We start from the raw sequence: 23179 nt of genomic DNA on the forward strand, positions 1-23179 counted from the left end.
TAGGAGGTTCAGGCTTAGCGCGAGGTTATTTGAATCGAGCAGAATTGACTGTGGAGAAATTTGTGGATAATCCATTCAAAGAAGGCGAACGCATTTATAAAACAGGTGATTTAGGTAGATGGTTACCCGATGGAAACATTGAGTATTTAGGAAGAATAGACGATCAAGTAAAGATAAGAGGATATAGAATTGAGTTGGGAGAAATACAATCAACCCTTTTTCAATATTCAGAGTCTATAAGACAAGTAGTTGTAGATGTAAAAGAAATTAACAATGAGAAAGTCATTGTAGCCTATTATGTTTCAGAAGCAGAAATAGATAAATCAGAATTGAGAGGATATTTAGTAAAAAATCTTCCAGAATATATGGTTCCTAGTTTTTATGTAGAACTAGATTCTATGCCATTAACTTCAAACGGGAAAGTAGACAGAAAGGCATTGCCAAGTGTGACAGGTGAGGATGTAATTAAAAAAGAATATGTAGCTCCAAGAAATGCAACGGAGCAAAAAATGGTGGAAATATGGCAAGAAGTATTAGGAGTTAAAAGAGTAGGAATCACCGATACTTTTTTTGAATTAGGAGGACATAGTTTATTGGCTTTTCAATTATTTAATAGAATAAATAAAGAGCTTGGTAGAAAAGTAAATTTTGGATTATTTTTTGAAAATCCAACCATAAAAGATTTATGTACTCATCTGCAAGAGTCAGAATATGTAGCCATTCCAAATGCATTAGAATCAGAATCATATCCATTAACAGCTTCACAAAATAGGATGTGGATTTTAAATCAATCGGATAGTAGTTCTTCAACTTATAATATGTCAACATTAATTAAATTTAAAGGATATATTGATGTGCTCAAATTTGAGGAAGCATTTATATTGTTAATTCATCGTCATGAGATATTAAGGACTTTTTTTAAAATTAATAAAGAAGGAGATATTAGGCAGTATATTATGCCTCAAGATCAAATAAACTTTACGATTTTAAAATTAGATTACAGTTTTTTAGAAAATAAAGAGGATAAAGCTCTAGATTATTTGAAAATGAAAGATGTTGAAACCTTTGATTTAGGAAAGGGGCCATTACTGCATTCTACTATAATTAAATTAGAGCAAGAATCTATTTTGTTTTATTTATCTATCCATCATATTATTGGAGATGGATGGTCTATGGAATTATTGAGATCAGAAGTGGTGAAAATTTACAATGCTTTAATTTACAATCAGAAAATAAATTTGCCTGATTTAAAATTACAGTATAAAGATTATGCAGCATGGCTCAATGAAGAAAATCAAAAAGAAAAATTTATCTTAGCAGAGAAATATTGGTTGAAACAATTTACTGGAGAATTACCAGTATTAGATTTACCAAGTTTTAAAACACGACCATTAATTAAAACTCATAATGGAGCTAGTTTCAATCATGAATTTTCAAAAGAATTTCTAGAGATTTTGAAAATGTTTTCAAACGAGCAAGGGATTACTTTATTTATGACTTTAATGGCAGGTATAAATATTTTGTTACATATCTATACCAATCAAGACGATATTATAATAGGAACACCTATAGCAGGAAGAGGACATCCTGATTTAGAAAATCAAATAGGCTTGTATATGAATACACTAGCTATTCGAACGAAATTTGAGGAGGGGGATACTTTTCTAAATTTTGTAATGAAACAAAAAGAAATCTTGTTAGGTGCTTATGAACATCAAATTTATCCATTTGATTCATTAATTGATAAGTTAAATTTAAAGAGAGATCGGAGTAGATCTGTTTTGTTTGATGTTTTAATTATTTTACAAAGTCAGGTAGATATGCATAATGTTAGTGATAATGGATCTTTACTAGGTTTAACAGTTGAAGGCTATGGTTTGGAATTGAAAACTTCAAAATTTGATATTGAGTTTGAATTCACTGAGACCTTAAGGGGTTTATCTTTTAGGATTGTTTACAACACAGATATTTATGATTCGTATTTGATTGAAAGGATCTTTCCACATTTTGAGAATTTGCTGACTAAATTTATAAATGAACCTAAAACTAGTATAGAATGATAGAATTTATAAGTAATGAAAAAAATTATCAATTATTAATAGAATTTAATGATACAAAAGTTGATTATCCTAAGAATAAAACAATAATAGATTTATTTGAAGAACAAGTTGAAAAAAAACCAGATGATATTGCAGTTGTCTTTAAAAATACTGAGCTTACGTATAAAGAGCTTAACGGTAAGGCGAATCAATTGGCGGGATATTTACGTAATAATTACGCAATTGAGCCTGATGATTTGGTAGGAATAAAACTAGATAGAAGTGAGTATATGATCATTGCTCTTTTAGGAGTATTAAAATCAGGAGCGGCTTATATTCCGATAGATCCAAGTTATCCAGAAGAACGAATAGCTTATATTGAAAGCGATAGTAATGCCAATATTATTGTTGACAATAAAGAGTTATCTAAATTCTTAGAAACTCGTAACGATTATTCTAATGAAAATCTTGAATATGTTAATCAATCTAGTAATTTAATTTGTTGTATTTATACCTTTGGTAGTACAGGCCTTCCAAAAGGTGTTAAGATTTCAAATGATAATTTAAATAATAGATTAAATTGGATGTGGCAAAAATTTCCATTTGAGAGAAACGAAGTTGGATGCATTACGACATCTATTGGGTTTGTGGATCATTTATGGGAGTTGTTTGGACCTCTTTTAAAAGGGATTAAAACAGTAATTTACAGTAAAGAAACATTACTAAATTTTAATGTGTTATTGGAAAAACTGATCCAAGATAAGATAACCAGAATTGTATTGGTTCCAACGTTATTGAAAAATATATTAGAATATATTGATGAAAACAATATTCAGTTGATTCATTTAAAATATTGGACTAGTAGTGGTGAAAAATTATCAATGTCATTAGTACATCAATTTTATAAAATATTTAAAAAGCATAAACTATTAAATATTTATGGATCAACTGAAGTGACTGCTGATGTGTTATGCTATGATACCTCAAAACTTTTAGTAAAAAATATTGAAGAAGATATATTTGTTCCAAAATTGTTTTCTAATCTACCTGTTGATTCAAAATATTATCAACTAATGATTGAGGATGTGTTTGAGAAAAAGATTATAACAAATAATATATATGATGTATGTCTTGGTTCTGACGATTTTGAAGAATCAATTTTAGAAAAAACAGTCTCACTTTCAGAGTATAATGATTTTTTAGCGAATCAATTAAATCCGAATTTAGTTAATGTTTATTCAAAAAAATTTATTGGTCATATGACAGGTCCGGTACCTCCAATAATGCAATATTTACAAGAAAATGTTACAAAAAAGAACCTAAATCTTGTTAAATACGAAACTGCTGGCGCTGGAATTCACATTGAAAGACAAGTGATAAAGTGTTTTCATCAATTAATTTTTAACAATTCCGATGATTTTTATTCTAAGTCAACACATGATCCAAATTTATCCTTAGGGATATTCACTAATGGAGGAACTTTATCAAATATAACGGCACTTAGTTTTGCACTTTCAAAAAAATTAAACGGTAATGAAACTGAAGGCATAAATAATATTGGTTTGATAAAAGCTTTACAAAAATCAAATTATTCTGATATTGTTATTTTGGCTCCTTCACTTTGCCATTATAGTATTCAAAAAGCAGCAAAAATATTAGGGCTTGGTATGAATTCAGTTGTCAAATTTGAATTGAGTTCGGATAATTCAGAGCAAAACAAAGCTGAAATGATCGAGGAAATTGAAAGTCTTCAAGATCAAAATATTTTAATTCTTGCTATTATTGGTGTAGCTGGAGCTACTGAGTCTGGTGAGATCGATGATTTGAGTTTACTTGCTGAAATTGCTCATAAATATGAAATACATTTTCATGTCGACGCTGCATTTGGTGGAGCATTTGTGTTTTCAGATACTGTGTCCAAAAAAATTAAAGGAATCGAGAAAGCTGATACAGTTACTATTTGTGGGCATAAGCAATTATACGTTCCAATTGGTAATAGTATGTTACTTTTTAACAATCCTGAATTTGGAAAATTTTCAGAAAATAATTCGGATTATCAGGCAAGGAAAGGCAGTAATGATTTGGGTAAATATACTATCGAAGGGACCAGGTCATTTTCAACATTGCTTTTACATGGTGCAATAAAAATTGTTGGAAAGAAAGGCTATGAAGAAATTTTAGATGATAATATAAGAAGAGCAGAATTATTTTATGATCTTTTATTTGAAAGACCTGAATTCCAAGTTTACAAAAAACCGGAGTTAAATATTTTATTATACCGTTACATCCCCGTTAGTTTAAGGCAGAAATTAATTCAAGGAGAAATTTCAGAATCAGATGAAATGGAAATTAATGAAATTAATGAAAAAATTCAGAGCACTCAATTTCAAAACGGAAATTCATTTGTTTCTTATACGAAACTTAAAAGAAAAAGAGATATTATAAAAAAGGTTTGGCTGAGAACAGTTTTTATGAATCCATTTACGACCGAGGAAGACCTTAAATCGATTTTAGATGAACAAGTTGAAATCATCGAAGAAAATAAAAATAGTAGTTCTGTTTTACTTATAGATTCAAGTATAAAAGAGATACCTATTGGCACTCCAATTTCGAACACAAAGGTTTACATTTTAGATGAGAATTTAATTTTATTACCTATAGGAGTGCCAGGGAAAATTTATATATCGGGATTAAGTTTGTCATCTGGTTATTTGAACCAACCCGAATTGACGAAAGAGAAGTTCTTGAAAAATCCTTTTGAAGAAGGCCAAAAAATGTATGATACGGGTGATTTGGGCAGATGGTTGCCTGATGGTAATATAGAATTTTTAGGCAGGAAAGATCAGGTTAAGATTAGAGGATTCAGAACAGAGTTGGGAGAAATAGAAAATACAATTCTGCAGTTCTCTGATTTTTTAAAACAAGTTGTTGTTGAAGTAAAAGAAATCAACAACGATAAAGTATTGGTTGCTTATTTTGTTTCTACTTTAATTATAGACAAATCACAGTTACGAAGTTTTATAGAAACTAAGCTTCCTGATTATATGATTCCTAGTTTTTATGTGGAATTAGAAGAATTACCCTTAACACCCAATGGAAAAATAGATAGGAAAGCATTACCGAGTGTAGATGGAGAAGATCTTATCAGAAAAGAATACGTGGCTCCAAGAAATGAAACAGAAGAAAGTTTAGTTGCTATATGGAATGAAGTGTTAGCAATCGAAAAAATAGGTATAACCGATAATTTCTTTGAGTTAGGTGGTCATAGTTTAATTTTGGTTCAGGTCGTTAATAGAGTTTATAAGCAACTAGGAAAAACAATTTCTTTTCAAGTGTTTTTTGCTAATCCAACCATTAAAGAATTAAGCAAACAATTAAAAGAAAATGAATATCTACCCATACCCAAAGCAACCCAGGCGCTCAGCTATCCATTGACAGCTTCACAAAACAGATTCTGGATAATGAGTCAATTACAAGGAGGTTCTTTGGCTTATAATATGCCAGCTGCTGTCAAACTTACAGGGGTCGTTGATTTTAATAAATTTGACGAATCCTTCAAATTATTAATTCATCGTCACGAAATTTTAAGAACCTATTTTAAATCCAATGAAGAAGGGGAAATCCAACAATATATTTTACCTTCTGAACAAGTTGACTTCAAGATAGTAACGAAAGATTTTAGCATAAAAGAGAATCCAGAAGATGAAACTACTCATTATTTAGAAGAAATAAACAACATACCCTTTGATTTAGAGCAAGCACCTCTTGTTAGAAATTCGCTAATCAAATTAAAAGAAGAAGAATATGTTTTTTTCTTATCCCTACACCATATTATTAGCGATGGATGGTCAATAAGGTTATTGATATCAGAAGTCGTAAAAACATACAACAATTTAATTGCAGGACGAACAATAGATCTACCCGAACTAAGTATCCAATACAAAGATTATGCAGTTTGGCTTAATACATCAGAACAGCATCAGAAGAATCAGAAATCTGAACAGTACTGGCTGCAACAATTCGAAGGAGAACTACCGGTATTAGACTTGCCGAGTTCAAAGGCACGACCATTAATCAAAACCTATAATGGTGATAGCCTTCCTTATCAATTCCCGAAAGCATTTCTTGATAAGTTAAAATCTTTTTCAAAAGACCATGATGTTACCTTGTTTATGACCTTGATGGCGGGAATTAATGGATTATTGTATAGATACACAGGTCAGGATGATATTATACTTGGAACACCAATAGCAGGTAGGGAACATCCTGATTTAGAAAATCAACTTGGTTTATATCTTAATAAATTGGCAATCCGAACTAGTATCAAGAGAGGAGGTACCTTTTCGGATCTAATAAACAGTCAAAAAGAGAATTTATTAGCAGCTTACGACCATCAAAATTATCCTTTTGATGAATTAGTCGGTAAGTTGAATTTGAAAAGGGATATGAGCCGTTCGGCTTTATTTGATGTTTTAGTTGTTTTACAAAATCGGAGTCAGTTAAACAATCTCAATAGTGAGGAACTCATAGGTCTTGAAGTAAGTGGATATAATTTTTCCAGAAAAAAGTCTCAATTTGATGTTGGCTTTACCTTTGTTGAGACTGAAGGACTGGGCCTCGTTATAGAATACAATACAGATATTTATGACAAATATCTAATACAAAGAATGTTTGTTCATTTTGAAAATCTGTTACAAGAATTAATAAAAAACCCTGAAAGAAAAATTCAAGAAATTGATTACTTAACAGAACAGGAGAGGCAGCAGCTTTTGGTAGAATTCAACGATACAAAAGTTGATTATCCTCAGGATAAGATGATAATAGATTTATTTGAGGAGCAAGTTGCCAAAACTCCAGATAATATTGCAGTTGTCTACAAGAATACAGAGCTTACATATGAAGAGCTTAATAGTAAGGCGAATCAATTGGCGGGATGTTTACGTGAAAATTACGCAATTGAGCCTGATGATCTAGTAGGAATAAAATTGGATAGAAGTGAGGATATGATCATTACTATTTTAGGGATATTAAAATCAGGAGCAGCATATGTTCCAATTGATCCTGCTTATCCTAAAGAAAGGATTGCCTATATAGAGAATGACAGTAATAGTAAGATTGTCATAGATAAATCTTTTTTAGATTTATTTGTAGCTGTTCAGGATATGTATTCCAAGGAGAATATAGAGAAGATCAATAGAGCTTCTGATTTGGCATATGTGATTTATACCTCTGGAACAACTGGGAACCCTAAAGGGGTTATGATTGAGAATAGAAGCTTGTGTAACTATATAAATTGGTGTTCTAACTTTTATTTTGAAAAAGAAGGACATGGAAGTTTTGGTTTGTTTAGTTCATTATCTTTTGATTTGACCATCACAAGTATTTTTTTACCATTAATCAGAGGGAATAAGATTAAGGTGTTTGAAAATAATTTGAACGCACATGAAGTTTTACTTGATTATACATTAGATTCGAATACTTTGGATATAATAAAATTAACTCCATCTCATTTGGAGTTATTAAAGGTTTTAGATTTAAAAGGAATAGCCCTTAAAAAAATTATAGTTGGAGGAGAATCTTTGGTAAAGAGACAAGTAGATGAAATTTTTAAACAGAGTAATGAAACTAATATCTACAACGAATATGGTCCGACAGAGAGTACAGTCGGTTGTATTGTGAAAAAAATATCTGAGAATACTCAAATAACCATAGGCAAACCTATTTCGAATACTCAGATTTACATACTAGATGAATCATTGCAATTGTTGCCAATGGGAGTTTCTGGTAAGATCTACGTGTCTGGATCAGGAGTTGCAAGAGGTTACTTAAACAAGCCTGAATTAACAGCTGAAAAGTTCATTTCAAATCCATTTATAGAAGGCTCTAAAATGTATGACACAGGTGATTTAGCGAGATGGCTGCCTAATGGAGAGATAGAATTTTTAGGCAGAAAAGACCATCAGGTTAAGATTAGAGGATTCAGGATAGAGTTGGGAGAAATAGAAAATACAATTCTGCAGTTCTCTAATGTTTTAAAACAAGTTGTTGTTGAAGTAAAAGAAATCAACAACGATAAAGTATTGGTTGCTTATTTTGTTTCTACTTTAATTATAGACAAATCACAATTACGAAGTTTTCTAGAAACCAAGCTTCCTGATTATATGGTTCCTAGTTTTTATGTAGCATTAGAAGAATTACCCTTAACGCCCAATGGAAAAATAGATCGAAAAGCATTACCGAGTGTAGATGGCAAAGATCTTATCAGAAATGAATATGTGGCACCAAGAAATAAAACGGAAGAAAGTTTAGCAGTAATATGGCAGGAAGTGTTAGCAATCGAAAAAATAGGTATTACCGATAATTTATTCGAATTAGGTGGACATAGTCTTATTGTGGCACAAGTAATTAATAGAACTTATAAAATATTAGGTAAAAGCATTTCATTTAGGGATTTATTTTATAATCCTACGATTGAAGGATTGATCAAACTGCTTGCAAATTCGAGTTATGTTACTATTCCAACAGCTCCCGAATCAGATTCATATCCATTAACACCTTCACAAAATACGATGTGGATTATGAATCAGTTTGATAAAACTAAAACTCATAGAATGTCAACATCAATTAATTTTAAAGGATATATTGACGTGCCAAAATTTGAGGAAGCATTTAGATTATTAATTCATCGTCATGAGATATTAAGGACTTTTTTTAAAATTAATAAAGAAGGAGATATTAGGCAGTATATTATGCCTCAAGATCAAGTAAACTTTACGATTTTAAAATTAGATTACAGTTTTTTAGAAAATAAAGAGGATAAAGCTCTAGATTATTTGAAAATGAAAGATGTTGAAACCTTTGATTTAGGAAAAGGGCCATTACTGCATGCTACTATAATTAAATTAGAGCAAGAATCTATTTTGTTTTATTTATCTATCCATCATATTATTGGAGATGGATGGTCTATGAAATTATTAACCTCAGAAGCGATGAGAATTTACAATGCTTTAATTAATAATCAGAAAATAAATTTACCTGATTTAAAAATACAGTATAAAGATTATGCAGTATGGCTCAATGAAGATACGCAACAAGAAAAACTTCTGTTGTCAGAGAAGTATTGGTTAAATCAATTTGCGGTAGAATTACCTGTATTAGATTTGCCAAGTTTTAAAACACGACCATCAATTAAAACTCATAACGGAGCTACTTTCAATCATCAATTTTCAGAAGAATTTCTAGAGATGTTGAAAACATTTTCAAACGAGCAAGGGATTACATTATTTATGACTTTAATGGCAGGTATAAATATTTTGTTACATTTTTATACCGATCAAGATGATATTATAATTGGAACAGGTATAGCAGGAAGAGAACATCCTGATTTAGAAAATCAAATAGGCTTGTATATGAATACATTAGCTATTCGCACGAAATTTGAGGAAGGAGATTCTTTCCTAGATTTTATAATGAAACAAAAAGAAATCTTATTAAATGCTTATGAACATCAAATCTATCCTTTCGATTCATTAATAGATAAATTAAATTTAAAAAGAGATTTAAGCAGATCGGTACTGTTTGATGTTTTTGTTCATTTAAAGAGTCAGGTAGAAATGATAAATCTTAATAATAAAGAATACTTAACAGGAGTTTATATAGAACCCAATGAGTTGGAGTTGACGATTTCATTATTTGATATTTTGTTTGAATTCTATGAGACACCAAAAAATTTATCTTTAAGACTTATATACAATACAGATATTTATGATTCGTATTTTATAGAAAGAATCTTTACCCATTTTGAAAATTTAATGACCAAATTAATAAATGAACCTGAAAAAAATATATTATGATTGACTTAATAAGCAGTGAAGAGAGGAATCAATTAATAGTTGAATTTAACGATACAAAAGTTGATTATCCTAAGAATAAAACAATAATAGATTTATTTGAAGAACAAGTTGAAAAAACACCAGATAATATTGCTATAGTATTCAAAGATGTAAAATTAACATACAATGAACTTAACGAAAAGACAAATCAGTTAGGATCCTACCTCAGAGAGAATTATTTGGTTGCTCCTGATGATTTAATTGGAATTAAGTTAGAAAGGAATGAGGATTTGATTATTGCTATTTTAGGAATAATCAAATCAGGAGCAGCATATGTTCCAATAGATATTAGCTATCCTCAAGAAAGAATAAATTACATTGAGAAAGATAGTAATTGCAAAGTTGTTATCGATGAACTTGAATTAAAACAATTTAAAGCTGTTCAAGACAAGTATGGGAAAGAAAACATAGCAAAAATTAATTCTCCAAATGATTTAGCATATATTATCTATACATCTGGAACGACAGGGAATCCTAAGGGAGTGATGGTAGAGCATAGGAATATTGCGGGATTTTGTTTTAATATATTAAACAAATTTATTGATGTTGAGAATGATTAGTACTTTAAATCCAATGCTTGAGAATTTGAAAGAAGATGTCATGGGGTTTCTGAATGAAATTCAGCTAAATTACCCCAATGCATTATCTCTGGCTTCAGGTAGACCAGATCGGAATTTTTTTGACTTTGCGGATATATCTAAATATATTGATATTTATTTAAAATATGTTTCGAATAATAATCTGCTGAATGATATAAATGATTTAGGACAGTATAATAAGGCTAAAGGAATTATTAATGATTTTGTTTCTAAATATTTAGAAAAAGAATACACAATTAAAGCGAATCCTGAAAGTATACTTATCAATGTTGGAACGCAAGAAAGCTTATTAATTGCGGTAATGACTTTATGTGATAAAGAAAACGATATCATAGTTGTAGAAAATCCGGCATATATAGGATTAACTCATTATTCATTATTAGAGGGATATAAGTTGGAACCAGTTGATGTAAAATCGGATGGAATATGTTTAGATAGTTTAAGACAAAAAATTACACAAGTTGAGTCCAATGGTAAAAAAGTCAAAATTGTATATGTTACTCCTGATTTTCAAAATCCTACAGGGGTAAGTATGTCAATAGAAAATAGACTAAAACTTTTAAAGATGGCAGAAGAGCATGACTTCTATATATTAGAAGATAATGCTTACGGTGATTTTATTTTAGAAGGAGAAAAAAAACCGACTTTAAAATCATTAGATGAGATGAAACGTGTTATTTATCTCCATTCATTATCGAAAATAATTTATCCAGCACTTAGAATTGGTATTATGGTGGCAGATCAAGTAATTAATGGTTTCATTATTAGTGATTTAATGGCTAAGGTTAAAGGATATACGACTGTTAATACACCATCCTTAACACAAATTGCATTTGCAGGAATTTTGATTGAAAATAAATTTAGTCTTCAAAATTATAATGATAAAAAATTAAAAAATTTATTTTTAAGAAGAGCCCTAGTTCTTCAGGCATTGGATAAATATTTTATTCAAAATGACGAAGATTGGTCTAGAAAAATCATCTGGAATAAACCTAAAGGAGGATTTTTTCTAACTCTAAAGCTACCAATAAAAATTTTGAAAGAAGATGTAATTGAATGTGCAAAAAGGTTCAATGTTATTTGCACTCCCATGTCTTTTTTCTATTTAAGTGAAGGTGGTGAAAATGAGATCAGATTAGCTTATAGTTATGTTGAAATCGAGAAAATAGATACAGCAATTTGTAACTTATCTGAATATTTAAAATTTAAAATAAACAAAGAAAAATGAAAGTCAAAAATAAATTAATAGAGTCAGATTTTTTAGATATTGGTTATGATTTTGTGGAATATTATGTTGGTATGGCGAAAATGGTTGTTTACTGGCACGTTAAAGCTTTAGGGTTTAGAGTAGTTGCATATAGTGGTCCAGAAACTGGATGCCCTGATAAATGTTCATATTACATTGTAAAGAATAATATAAAATTAGTTATTACTTCTGCATCACAACCTAGTTCGTATAAAATAGTTTCTTTTGTAGACTTACATGGAAATGGAATAAAAAAAATAGGAGTAAAAGTGCAAGATGTAGAACAATATTTTAATAATGCACTAGAAAAAGGTGCTATTCCGATAAGTTTTCCTCAAATTATCTCTAATGGTGAAGGAAGTGTTGAAATGGCATCTATAAAAATATTTGATGATAATGAAATTGTTTTAATTGATTATAAAGACTACAAAGGTGATTTTATACCAGGTTATGAAAATATTGAAGGCGAATGGTTTGTTAATGAAGAAGATTCGGAATTGTTAAATATAGATCATATTGCTTGTGCATTGAGAATTAATGAAATAAAGTTATGGGAAGAGTATTTCAATAATATTTTTAAATCTAAGACAGTTAAATGTTTTGATGAAAGACAGTCGAATCATGAGGAAAAAATAGGAATATTTTTAAAAGTTCTTCAAAGTGGGAATAAACAAGTAAATAATGTTTTAGTAGAGCCAGATATAAATAAAAAAACTCAAGTGCAATTGTTTATTGATGAAAATTATGGCTCTGGAATTCAACACATAGCGTTTGAATCGTCTAATATATTTAAGACTGTTGAATTATTAAGGAAAAACGGGGTGAAATTTACTTCATATCCAAATTCTTATTATACTAGTTTAAAGGAAAAGTATGCTAATTTAGATGTTGAATTGCTTAAAAAACATGGAGTGATTTGTGATGTAATGGAAGATTCATTGCTCTTTCAAATATTTACAACACCAATAGGGGATAGATCTACTTTTTTCTATGAAATTATACAGCGAGTAAATAAATATGAAGGTTTTGGATTAGATAATATTCGTACATTATTTGAGGCTATGGAGAGTGAAATAAATTTAGCAAATAACTAATAGATGAACTATAGTAATAAAATAATTCAAGATATAATATCTATCGTTGGAGAAAAATATCTAATAACGCAATTAGACAAAATGTATAATTATTCTTTTGATATTACTTCAAATGAATGCATTCATCCTTTGGGTGTGATATTGCCTAAAAACACTGAAGAGGTGTCTGAGATATTGAAATATTGTTATAAGAATGATATTAAAATCACTATTAGAGGTGGAGGAAGTAGTGTAAGTGGAGGTAGTATTCCCCGTGGGAACGATTTCGTCTTGTCGATGGAAAGATTAAATAACATTATAGAAATTAATAAAATTAATAGAACAGTAACTTTAGAATCAGGAGTAATAACAGAGACTTTAAAAGAAGAGGTCTCAAAACACGGATTATGTTTTCCACAAAATATGAGTAGTGCATCTCAAAGTTTTATAGGAGGAAATATTGCAATTTCAAGTGGCAGTCCAAAATCTCTTAAATATGGAAATATTAAGAATTCGGTTTTAAATTTAGAAGTTGTTCTTGCAGACGGTCAAATATTATGGACAGGTAAAAATGTTAGTAAGAATGCGACTGGTTATAATTTAACCCAATTGTTTATTGGCAGTGAAGGTACATTAGGTATTATAACAAAAGCAGTGCTTAAATTAGAGATACCTAAAAAAGAAGTATTGTTTCTAATTCCTTTTAAATCTTTGCAACGATTATTTGAGTTTACAAATGAGTTTTTCTATCAAGGTTTTAGTGCTTCATGTATAGAGTTTTTAGATAAGAAGGGTTACGAATTAGTATCTGATTTTTTAAATAATAAAAAAGAATTTGGTGATAATATTGAAGGATTATTATGGATCGAATATGAAATAGATTCTGATAATCAAATAGGAATTATTGCAGACTTTATTTCTGATTACATTGATGAAGAAGATGTTTTATTTGCCGATACCAAGAATGAAATGGATAAGTTATGGGCTTATCGAAAAAAAATAGGTTTGGCTTGTATCAATTATTCGACTTTTAAAGATATTGATATTGTAGTGCCTCGATCCAGTTCTTCTGAAATTTATAATGAAATAGTGATAGCCTGTTCAAAATATAATTTTGAGTATATAGTAGTCGGTCATATTGGAGATGGCAATTATCATATAAATATTTTCAATAATACGTCCAATGGGCTTGAGTGGGAAAAAAATATTGAATTGTGTTTTAATCAAATTTTTAATAAAGTAAATCAATTGGGAGGAACCTTGTCTGGTGAGCATGGCGTAGGAAGTTTATATAATTCGTATTTAAATATAGTAATGCCACAAAACCAAATTGATTTGATGAAAAATATCAAAAGTATTTTTGATAAAAAGCAAATATTAAATTCAAACCTTATATTTTAAATATGAAAAATAATATAAATATGCCTTTATTGGCTAATAGTAGTTTTGACATTTCGTTATTCGAACTTTTTTTACCGTTATTATCTGGCGGCCAAGCGACATTATTAGATAATAATGATATTAAAGATATTGATAATTTAAAAAAGCAATTGAAGGTAAATAATGCATTTCATGCCGTTCCAGCTTTAATGAATCAAATAACAGATAATATTATATCGTCAAATGATAAAGAAATAGCTTCTCATATTGAAGAAGTTTTTGTAGGAGGAGATAAAGTGCCTACTGAAACATTAAGAAAAATAAACCAAGTGTTTTCTAATGCAAGAATTAATATTTTATATGGTCCAACTGAAAGCACAGTATTTACTACAGTAAATCAATATTTGACTGGTAATAAAGGGTCAATGTCTGGCTCTATTATTGGGAATCCAATCTCAAACACTCAAATTTATATATTGAGTAAATCATTTGAGCCGTCGCCAATAGGAGTGAGTGGGAAAATATTCATATCTGGAATTGGAGTCTCAAAAGGATATCTAAATAAACCAGAGCTTACGGAAGAGAAGTTTATTGCAAATCCTTTTATTGAAGGGGAAAGAATGTATGACACAGGAGATTTAGGTAGGTGGTTACCAGATGGTACTGTAGAGTTTATGGGCAGAAAAGATAATCAAGTAAAAATTAGAGGATTTAGGATAGAGTTAGAGGAAATTGAGGCTGTTTTGTTGCGATACTCTAAAGAATTGCTTGATGTTATAGTAGAGGCTAAAGATATTAATGGGGAGAAGAACCTGATTGCTTATTTTGTAGCAAACACAATAATAGATAAATCAACGATTCGTAGTTATCTACAAGAAAAACTTCCAGAATACATGATTCCAAGTTTTTATATAGAACTTGAAAGTATTCCTTTAACAGCTAACGGTAAGGTTGATCGAAAAGCTCTTCCAAATGTAACAGGAGACGATTTAATAAGAAAAGAATATGTAGCTCCAAGTAGTGACATAGAAGCAAAATTAGTATTAATTTGGGAGGAAGTATTAGGCATAGAAAAAGTTGGTATTACGGATGATTTTTTTGAATTAGGAGGGCAGAGTATTAAGGTTATAAAAATTATTGCTCAGATTAAAAAAGTATTTAACATTAACATAGACATGGAAAAAGTATTTAAATACACTACTATTAAAATTTTTGCACAAGAGATTGCAAATCAGATTTGGTATAAAGAGGATGTGTCAAATGATGATATTGAAGATAAAATAATTATATAAAAGAGAGTAATAATTTAATGCTCTTACTAAAATATTATACATAAGTATAGTCAATTTCGATTAGGCTTAGAGTTTAAATTTTATAAAAAATAAAGTTTAAATGGTAACTAAAAAAATAACTTAAAATTAAAAGAAGCGATGGACACAAAAAAAGAATTGTATTATTTAAAATTAAATGTAGCTATTGAAGCTTTAATAGATAGATGGTATGCATGGTCTCATTTAGTATCTCCTGCGACAGCAGCAATGAATATAAAAGATAGACATTTAAAAATTATGGATTCATATATTAAAAATCCTAAAATACATGCAGCAGCAATAAAAAACCCTAAAATGTTAGGAGGACCATTTATTGATTACGAAGGAGGTCGAGTTGAAGATATTAAAGCATTATATGATAGTACACTAAACAAACGTTCGGATTTACTCGAATTTGGAGAAGCAATTTTTGAATTAAATAAATTGCTACAAAATGAAGCAAAAGGTTATTCTTTAGATTCATTATATGAGAAAGTTCCTGAAACTTTAAAAGGATTTGTTGAGTTGTACTATGATTTAAATAATCAACCAAATTTTAGATTTTTCGAATTTTTATTATATAAAAGTAAATATTATGATGAAACGACTCAGTCTATTTCTCTGCAGTTAGTAGAGGCTGATGATTCGAGGTCCTTTGTATTGAGTACACCAAGACTTAATGACAACCATTTAATACATTTAGATATCCCATTCAAATCAGAAGTAATAGATGAATTGTTCAAAATGAAAAAAGTTCCTTCTGAGTACAATAAGATAAAAAATCTTTTAGGAATTACTCCTAATCAGGAAGAATTATTTCAAAATTTTTTCACCAAAGAGGCTCCAGTAGAATTCAAAAACTATAATGGAAATGGAGTTAGAACCAGATATTTTGGACATGCCTGTGTTTTAGTTGAAACAAGTGAAATATCAATTTTAGTTGATCCAGTAATTAGTTATGATGGTTATGAGAAAGAGGTAAATAGATATACAATCAATGACTTGCCAGAACAAATAGATTATGTCATAATTACACACAACCATCAGGATCATGTATTACTTGAAACATTACTACAATTAAGACATCGTATAAATAATATTATAGTGCCTAGTAGTGGTAAAGGAAATTTGCAAGATCCTAGTCTAAAATTAATGTTTAATGCAATTGGATTCAACAATGTAATTCAGTTGGATGAAATGGAATCTTTAGAATTGGAAGGTTGTATAATAACAGGTTTGCCATTTTTAGGAGAGCATTCGGATATTGATGTGAGAAGCAAATTATGTTTTAATATAGAACTTCATAATAATCTAAGAATTTTATTTCTTGCTGATTCGTGTAATATTGAACCTAGAATATATGAAAAAGTTAAGAAAATAATTGGAAATGCTGATATTCTCTTCTTAGGCATGGAATGTGATGGAGCACCGTTATCTTGGCTTTATGGACCTATAATGAGCGAAAAATTAGAAAGAGATAAAGACATATCACGCCGTTTAGCAGGATGTAATTTTGAACAAGGAATATCTCTAATTGACATTTTCAACCCTAAAAATGTATTTGTTTATGCTATGGGACTGGAACCATGGCTACAATTTATAAGCTCAATAAAATACACTGATGAATCTAGGCCTATTATAGAATCTAATAAACTTGTTAATGAATGTATTAAAAGGGGAATTGATGCTGAACGTTTATTTGGAGAAAAAACTATTGAATATTAGTTAAAAGTATATTAGAAAATGATAAAATTGGTTAAAGATTTACTTACAGAGTTAAGAGCCCAAAATATAAATTTAGTACTAAACGGAGAAAATGATTTAGAAATTATATCCTATAAGGGAAAAATTTCTTCCAATTTAGTGCAAGAAATTAAAGAACAGAAAGAGGGTATAATAGACTATTTAAAAACGTATAAGGAGGAATCAATTCCGAGACTCCAGTTAGTTGAAAAATCTGAAAGTTACGTAGTGTCTTCTGCTCAAAGAAGTTTATGGATCGTAAGTCAATCTGAGAGTGCTTCAATAGCCTATAATATGCCTTCAAGTAATAAATTAGAAGGCATTTATAATGTTTCTTTCTTGGAAAAAGCAATAGAATCAGTAATTGATAGGCATGAAATATTAAGAACGGTATTTAAACAAGATCTTGCAGGAGAGATAAAACAAGTTGTACTGGATAGAAGTGAATTAGGATTTAAAATTGATTTTCAAGATTTTCGTAATGAAGAAGATACGAGAATTACTAATTTTATTGGGCAGGATTCAATAAAGCCTTTTGATTTAGCAAAAGGGCCATTATTAAGAGTTAGTCTTTTACAGACTTCTGATGATTGTTATGTCCTCTATTTTAATTTGCATCATATAATTGGTGATGGATGGTCAATGGAGGTTTTGAATAAGGAAGTTCTTTCCTTTTATCAAGCATACGAATCAAATACCAATTCAGATTTGCCAGAGCTACGTATCCAGTATAAAGATTATGCTGCATGGGAATATAATCAATTTGAGACAGGTAAAATGCAAGCGCATAAAGAATTTTGGCTAGAAAGTTTCTCTGGGAAATTACCTGCCTTAAATTTGCCAAGTTATCATGTAAGACCTAAATTAAAGACTTACAATGGACACTATCTCCTTAGTTATATTCCTTCTATGGAGGTGCAACGTTTAAAAAAAATGGTGCAATCTGAAGGAGGAAGTTTATTTATGGGAGTTGTTGCAGTGCTAAAAATACTAATATATAAATACACTTCTGAACGTGATATAATAATTGGTTTTCCAATTGTTGATAGAACAGATTTAGAATTAAAAAACCAGATTGGGTTTTATATTAAAATATTAGCGCTACGAAATCAATTGGAAGCAGAAGATAGTTTTTTAACCTTTTTTAAAAAGGTGAAACAAAATATTTTTTCTGCATTTAAATATCAGGATTATCCGTTTGAAAAACTGGTTGGCAACTTAAAAATAGCTAGGGATGTTAGCAGAAGTCCTCTTTTCGATATCTCAGTTACATTTCATAATATAACTTCAGGTGATAATGGAATAATTTGTGATGCTGATTGTCATAAAATTGAAAGTGGTAGTTATGGGAATTGTAAAAATGATATAGAATTTCATTTTCAAGAAGTTGGAGATTTTATGTCTTTTAATGTAAACTATAATAGGGATGTTTATGATGAGCAGATGATTAGGAGATTTATGTTGAATTACAAATATCTTTTCTCAGAAATAATAAACAATCCAAACGAAAACATAAACAATATAAATTATTTGTCAGGAGAAGAGAAGGGACAATTATTATTAGAATTTAATGATACCAAGGTTGACAATCCAAAAGATAAAACTGTTATTGATTTATTTGAGAATCAGGTTGAGAAAACACCAGATGCTATTGCAGTAATTTTTGAGGATAGAGAACTTAGTTACAAAGAGCTTAATGATTTATCTAATCAACTTTCTTATAGCCTACAAAACGACTATGGTATAGAGAAAGGAGATATGGTAGGTGTTCAGTTAAATAGAAGCGAATGGTATATTATTTCTATTCTGGGTATTATGAAATCAGGAGGAGTTTATGTACCAATTGATCAGGAACTACCAAGTAAGCGTAAAGCATTTATGGCAGAAGATACCCGATTGAAGCTTTTGATAACGGAGACTTCTTTCATATTAGAGTTGGATTTTTACGAAGGCAATGTATTTTCTATTGATGTTGAGTTTTTGCCTTCATCAGATTTTCAGAGCTTAAAAAGTGATCTAAAAACGAGTGATTTAGCCTATATTATCTATACATCGGGTTCAACAGGAAATCCAAAAGGGGTAATGATTGAGCATTCAGGTGTTTTAAATACGGTATTGTCTCAAGTTCAACTTTTCAAAAGTTATAAAAACAGTTTACAATTTGCATCCTTTTCTTTTGATGCCTCTATTTGGGAGGTTTTTATTACTCTTTTATCAGGAGGTAGTCTATATGTAATAAATGAGAATGTTCGTAAGGATATAAAACTCTTCGAAAGCTATATTAAGGATAACAATATAGAAATCGCAACACTGCCACCAGCCTATTTGAAGTTGTTGAATGTTGACAGTCTTCAAGGCTTAAAGGTCTTGATTACTGCTGGGGAATCGGCTGTGTATGATAAGGTTTCAGAATATTTAAAATTTGGAACTTATTACAATGCTTATGGGCCAACGGAGACAAGTATCTGTGGAACGATATTAAAGGTAGAAAAGGGAAGTAAATTAAATTCTTTGATTATACCAATTGGTACTCCAATATCAAATACATCAATTTATATTTTGGATAATTTCAACAATTTACAGTCAGAAGGTGTTATAGGGGAGATTCATATAGGAGGTTCTGGATTGGCTCGGGGCTATTTGAATCAACCGGAGTTAACATCAGAAAAATTCATCTCTAATCCATTTGTAGAAGGAGAGCGGATCTACAAGACAGGGGATTTGGGGAGATGGTTACCGGATGGTAATATAGAGTATCATGGAAGGATCGATGATCAGGTTAAAATACGAGGATATCGAATAGAGTTAGGCGAAATAGAGGAGTTAATTTCTAATCAGGACTTTATTAGTCAATCCGTAGTAATTGTAAAAGAAAAAGAAAAAGAAAAGTATATTGTGGCTTATTATGTTTCAGAGCATGATATTGATAAAAAAGAGCTGCAAAATAGCCTGAGTAAAGTTTTACCGGAGTACATGCTTCCTAGTTATTACATACAATTGGAATTGATTCCATTAACCATCAACGGTAAGATTGACCGAAAAGTATTGCCTAATCTGAAAGATGAAGATTTAATCAAGGAAGAGTTTGTAGCTGCAAGAACTAAAGAAGAAGAGATTTTAGTTTCAGTCTTGTCAGATGTTTTAAAACACAATCAAGTTAGTGTGAGAGACAATCTTTATAACTTGGGTGTTCATTCAATTATAATTATTCAATTAGTTTCCCGATTAAAACAATTAGGCTATACAATATCGGTTGAGGAGTTCTTAAATTATCCTGTTATTGAAGATCTGGCCGAATTTATCAAATACAAATCTAATAGTGAAACGCAATCAGAATCAATAGAAGAAACATTTTTAATTGATCAAGATCTTGAAAGTGAAGTTGTACTAGAAGAGAATAATTATCTTAAAGAATGGAAATATGGTGATGTAATATCACTTTCTCCAAATCAATATCGCTTTTTTAAGCTGCCACATTTAAAATCAATATTTAATTTCGAAATGTTGGATTTTAGTGAAGAAATATTTGAAAGAGAGTTTAGATTATTTCTTTCGCAATTTCCAATTTTAACATTAAAATATGAGGAATTCAATGGTCAAATATTTCAACGTTATATTTCGGCTGATGAGATAAAATTTAAATTACTTGTTCAAGATGCATCTTTAAAAAATTATGATGAGCTCGAACAAATCGGGCAATCATTTATTTATGAATCTAGTGATTTACTTTATGCAGAACTTATTAGAGTTTTTGTAGTAATGGATAAGATAAGTAATAAAGCAAAAATTTATGTGTCAATTCCATATTCGATTTCGGATGGATATTCAAGTAATGTAATTCATAATGAATTAATGATTTTTTTTCAAGGTAATAAAAAAGACATAAATTACTATCATCCATTTACTATTATTAGTCATCAAAAAGAGTTTTTAGCGTCTAAAAAGGGGCTTGAAGAAAGAAAGTACTGGGTTGAAACATTAAAAAAAGTACCAATGACTAATAGTGCCATAAATATTATGGATTGTGTGTCAGAACCTGTAATGATTCAGAATACATTTATTTCAGGAGATGATTTTGAAAAAATTAAAAAGTTTGCTGTAAAATATAATCTCCCTATAAGTGCTATTTTGAATAGCTTCTTTGAAATGATTGTTAGCGATTTTAATAGTAGTGATAAAAAAATATATGGTGTTTTAGTTGATGGGAGAGAATTGGAAATTAAAAGTTTTGATGTTTCTAAAATTATAGGAGTGATAAACAATATGATGCCATTAACTTATATTGATTATTCGGGTTTTAATATTGATGGTATACTTAAATGCTACTCTAAATATCTTAATGCAAGAAAATACCAAAGTATACCTTACGAAACTATTTGCGACGATTTATTAAAAGTTTCAGGTGATGAGTTGAACAAAAATGTAATCGGTTATTTTAATTTTAAGATAATTGAGAATTTTAAGACTGTAATTAATTCAGGGATTATAAATACAACAATTATGGATACTAATCCAAGTACATACGATATATGCCTATCTTGTGATTTACATCCAAACGGAATTGATGTGAGATTATTTACCTTAAATAAAATATATGAAAAAAATAAAGAGGTTTTGTCTTTAAAAAGATATATTTATAAATTTTTAAAAATAATCAATACTCAATAATATTTATTTTAGCACAAGTAAACAAAAAAACAATAATTAAAAATTTAATACAATTAATGCTTTTAATCCCTTTTTTTAGTTATTCTCAAATAAAAATAGAAGAGAATGTAAAAGATAATAAACTATCCCTTTTACAAATGTTTTTTTATATGATCTGTCAAATTAGATTGTTATAAGTTGCAGTTAACGATGTAGATGGATTATTTGAATTAAATGCTCAAGATGGAATTTATAAATTAATAATAAGTAATGCTATTTATGAAACTGTTTAGAAAGAGATTATATTAAAGGATTTAGTAGTTGGTCATATCATTTTAATTGAAAATAAAATAAGCTCGTTATTAAGTTTAGATTACAATTTTGGTTGTTTAGAGACAGATTAAAAAATTAATATAGATTTCACAAGCGTTAAAGAACTACAAGAAATAGAAATAATTAATTAAAAAATTAAAAAATTGAGGCTACAATTATTTTTACTACATTTTGCTGGAGGAAGTGTGTATTCTTTTGAATTTTTAAAAAGGCATTTAGTTTCTGACATAGAATTTATACCATTAGAATTGCCTGGGAGAGGTAAGAGACATATTGAAAAACTTTTGAAAACCCTAGATGAATGTGTTGAAGATTATTTTAACCAAATTAAAAATTTAAGAAACGAGAAGCCCTTTATTATATATGGACATAGTATGGGAGCACCTTTAGGATTATATTTAACATCTAAATTTGAAGTCATTGGTGATTCACCAAGTCAACTAATAGTATCAGGAAACGCTGGATTAGGAATAAAAAAAGAGGGAGAGATTGTTTGTTATCATAAATTGGATGATTTACAGTTTAAGGAAAAATTGAAGAAATTAGGAGGAATGCCCAATGAGGTATTTGATAACGAAGAACTTTATAATCATTTTGCGCCTATTATTCGATCAGATTTTGAATGCGTAGATAATCTCAATGATATTCAAGACAATATTCAAATTAACACGGATATCTACGCAATTATGGGAAATGGTGAGGAAACTAGTTCTAAAATAGATAATTGGAAAAGATTTACCAAGGGAAATTTTCAGAATAAAATAGTATCTGGAAATCACTTTTTTATATATGATCATCCTAAAGAAATAGTTAATGCAGTTGTTGAAACTATTGATAAACTTAAAAATATATAGAAGCTATCAGTTAACTAGTTCAACACGCAGCGAAATATTTTTTAAAATCTAATTATAAGACGA

The 23179-nt window shown here is 29.4% G+C and carries 10 protein-coding genes; all 10 read left to right on the forward strand.

Translation table 11 applies throughout. The features are described 5' to 3' along the window. Positions 1-2060, forward strand: a 2060-nt coding sequence (locus ACNQGX_RS13775) for a condensation domain-containing protein (protein WP_417977156.1), incomplete at its 5' end; no start/stop codon positions are given. Next, on the forward strand, positions 2057-9892 hold the full coding sequence (locus tag ACNQGX_RS13780) for an amino acid adenylation domain-containing protein (protein ID WP_417977158.1): 7836 nt from the start codon (positions 2057-2059) through the stop codon (positions 9890-9892). The genes ACNQGX_RS13775 and ACNQGX_RS13780, both read left to right, overlap by 4 nt. Continuing rightward, positions 9889-10491 carry an AMP-binding protein gene (locus ACNQGX_RS13785; RefSeq protein ID WP_417977160.1) on the forward strand — a complete coding sequence of 201 codons (603 nt, stop codon included), beginning with the start codon at positions 9889-9891 and terminating at the stop codon, positions 10489-10491. The genes ACNQGX_RS13780 and ACNQGX_RS13785 overlap by 4 nt, the downstream gene beginning before the upstream one ends. Beyond that, the gene (locus tag ACNQGX_RS13790; RefSeq protein WP_417977161.1) at positions 10484-11758 is read left to right on the forward strand and encodes an aminotransferase-like domain-containing protein; all 1275 of its coding nucleotides are present in this window, start codon (positions 10484-10486) and stop codon (positions 11756-11758) included. The genes ACNQGX_RS13785 and ACNQGX_RS13790 overlap by 8 nt, the downstream gene beginning before the upstream one ends. Further along, the gene (locus ACNQGX_RS13795) at positions 11755-12870 is read left to right on the forward strand and encodes a VOC family protein (RefSeq protein WP_417977163.1); all 1116 of its coding nucleotides are present in this window, start codon (positions 11755-11757) and stop codon (positions 12868-12870) included. Before ACNQGX_RS13790 ends, ACNQGX_RS13795 begins: the two co-directional genes overlap by 4 nt. Before the next feature lie 3 nt (positions 12871-12873). After that, the gene (locus ACNQGX_RS13800) at positions 12874-14250 is read left to right on the forward strand and encodes an FAD-binding oxidoreductase (RefSeq protein WP_417977165.1); all 1377 of its coding nucleotides are present in this window, start codon (positions 12874-12876) and stop codon (positions 14248-14250) included. A 2-nt stretch (positions 14251-14252) separates the two neighbouring features. Then, positions 14253-15521: a non-ribosomal peptide synthetase gene (locus ACNQGX_RS13805; RefSeq protein WP_417977167.1), complete on the forward strand. Its 1269-nt coding sequence runs from the start codon at positions 14253-14255 to the stop codon at positions 15519-15521. 138 nt (positions 15522-15659) lie between these two features. Next, on the forward strand, positions 15660-17264 hold the full coding sequence (locus tag ACNQGX_RS13810; RefSeq protein ID WP_417977169.1) for an MBL fold metallo-hydrolase: 1605 nt from the start codon (positions 15660-15662) through the stop codon (positions 17262-17264). A gap of 18 nt (positions 17265-17282) precedes the next feature. Beyond that, positions 17283-21950 (forward strand): amino acid adenylation domain-containing protein, encoded by a 4668-nt coding sequence (locus ACNQGX_RS13815; protein ID WP_417977171.1) that lies wholly within the window; start codon positions 17283-17285, stop codon positions 21948-21950. A gap of 455 nt (positions 21951-22405) precedes the next feature. Next, a complete protein-coding gene (locus tag ACNQGX_RS13820; RefSeq protein ID WP_417977173.1) occupies positions 22406-23116 on the forward strand; it encodes a thioesterase II family protein in 711 nt (236 codons plus the stop codon). Positions 23117-23179 lie beyond the last annotated feature (63 nt).

Origin of the sequence: Flavobacterium glycogeni (assembly GCF_048286775.1) — a bacterium.
Classification (GTDB): domain Bacteria; phylum Bacteroidota; class Bacteroidia; order Flavobacteriales; family Flavobacteriaceae; genus Flavobacterium.

Coding starts and splice junctions, on each gene's coding strand:
- ACNQGX_RS13780 (WP_417977158.1), top strand. CDS start 2,057: ATGATAGAATTTATAAGTAATGAAAAAAATTATCAATTATTAATAGAA.
- ACNQGX_RS13785 (WP_417977160.1), top strand. CDS start 9,889: ATGATTGACTTAATAAGCAGTGAAGAGAGGAATCAATTAATAGTTGAA.
- ACNQGX_RS13790 (WP_417977161.1), top strand. CDS start 10,484: ATGATTAGTACTTTAAATCCAATGCTTGAGAATTTGAAAGAAGATGTC.
- ACNQGX_RS13795 (WP_417977163.1), top strand. CDS start 11,755: ATGAAAGTCAAAAATAAATTAATAGAGTCAGATTTTTTAGATATTGGT.
- ACNQGX_RS13800 (WP_417977165.1), top strand. CDS start 12,874: ATGAACTATAGTAATAAAATAATTCAAGATATAATATCTATCGTTGGA.
- ACNQGX_RS13805 (WP_417977167.1), top strand. CDS start 14,253: ATGAAAAATAATATAAATATGCCTTTATTGGCTAATAGTAGTTTTGAC.
- ACNQGX_RS13810 (WP_417977169.1), top strand. CDS start 15,660: ATGGACACAAAAAAAGAATTGTATTATTTAAAATTAAATGTAGCTATT.
- ACNQGX_RS13815 (WP_417977171.1), top strand. CDS start 17,283: ATGATAAAATTGGTTAAAGATTTACTTACAGAGTTAAGAGCCCAAAAT.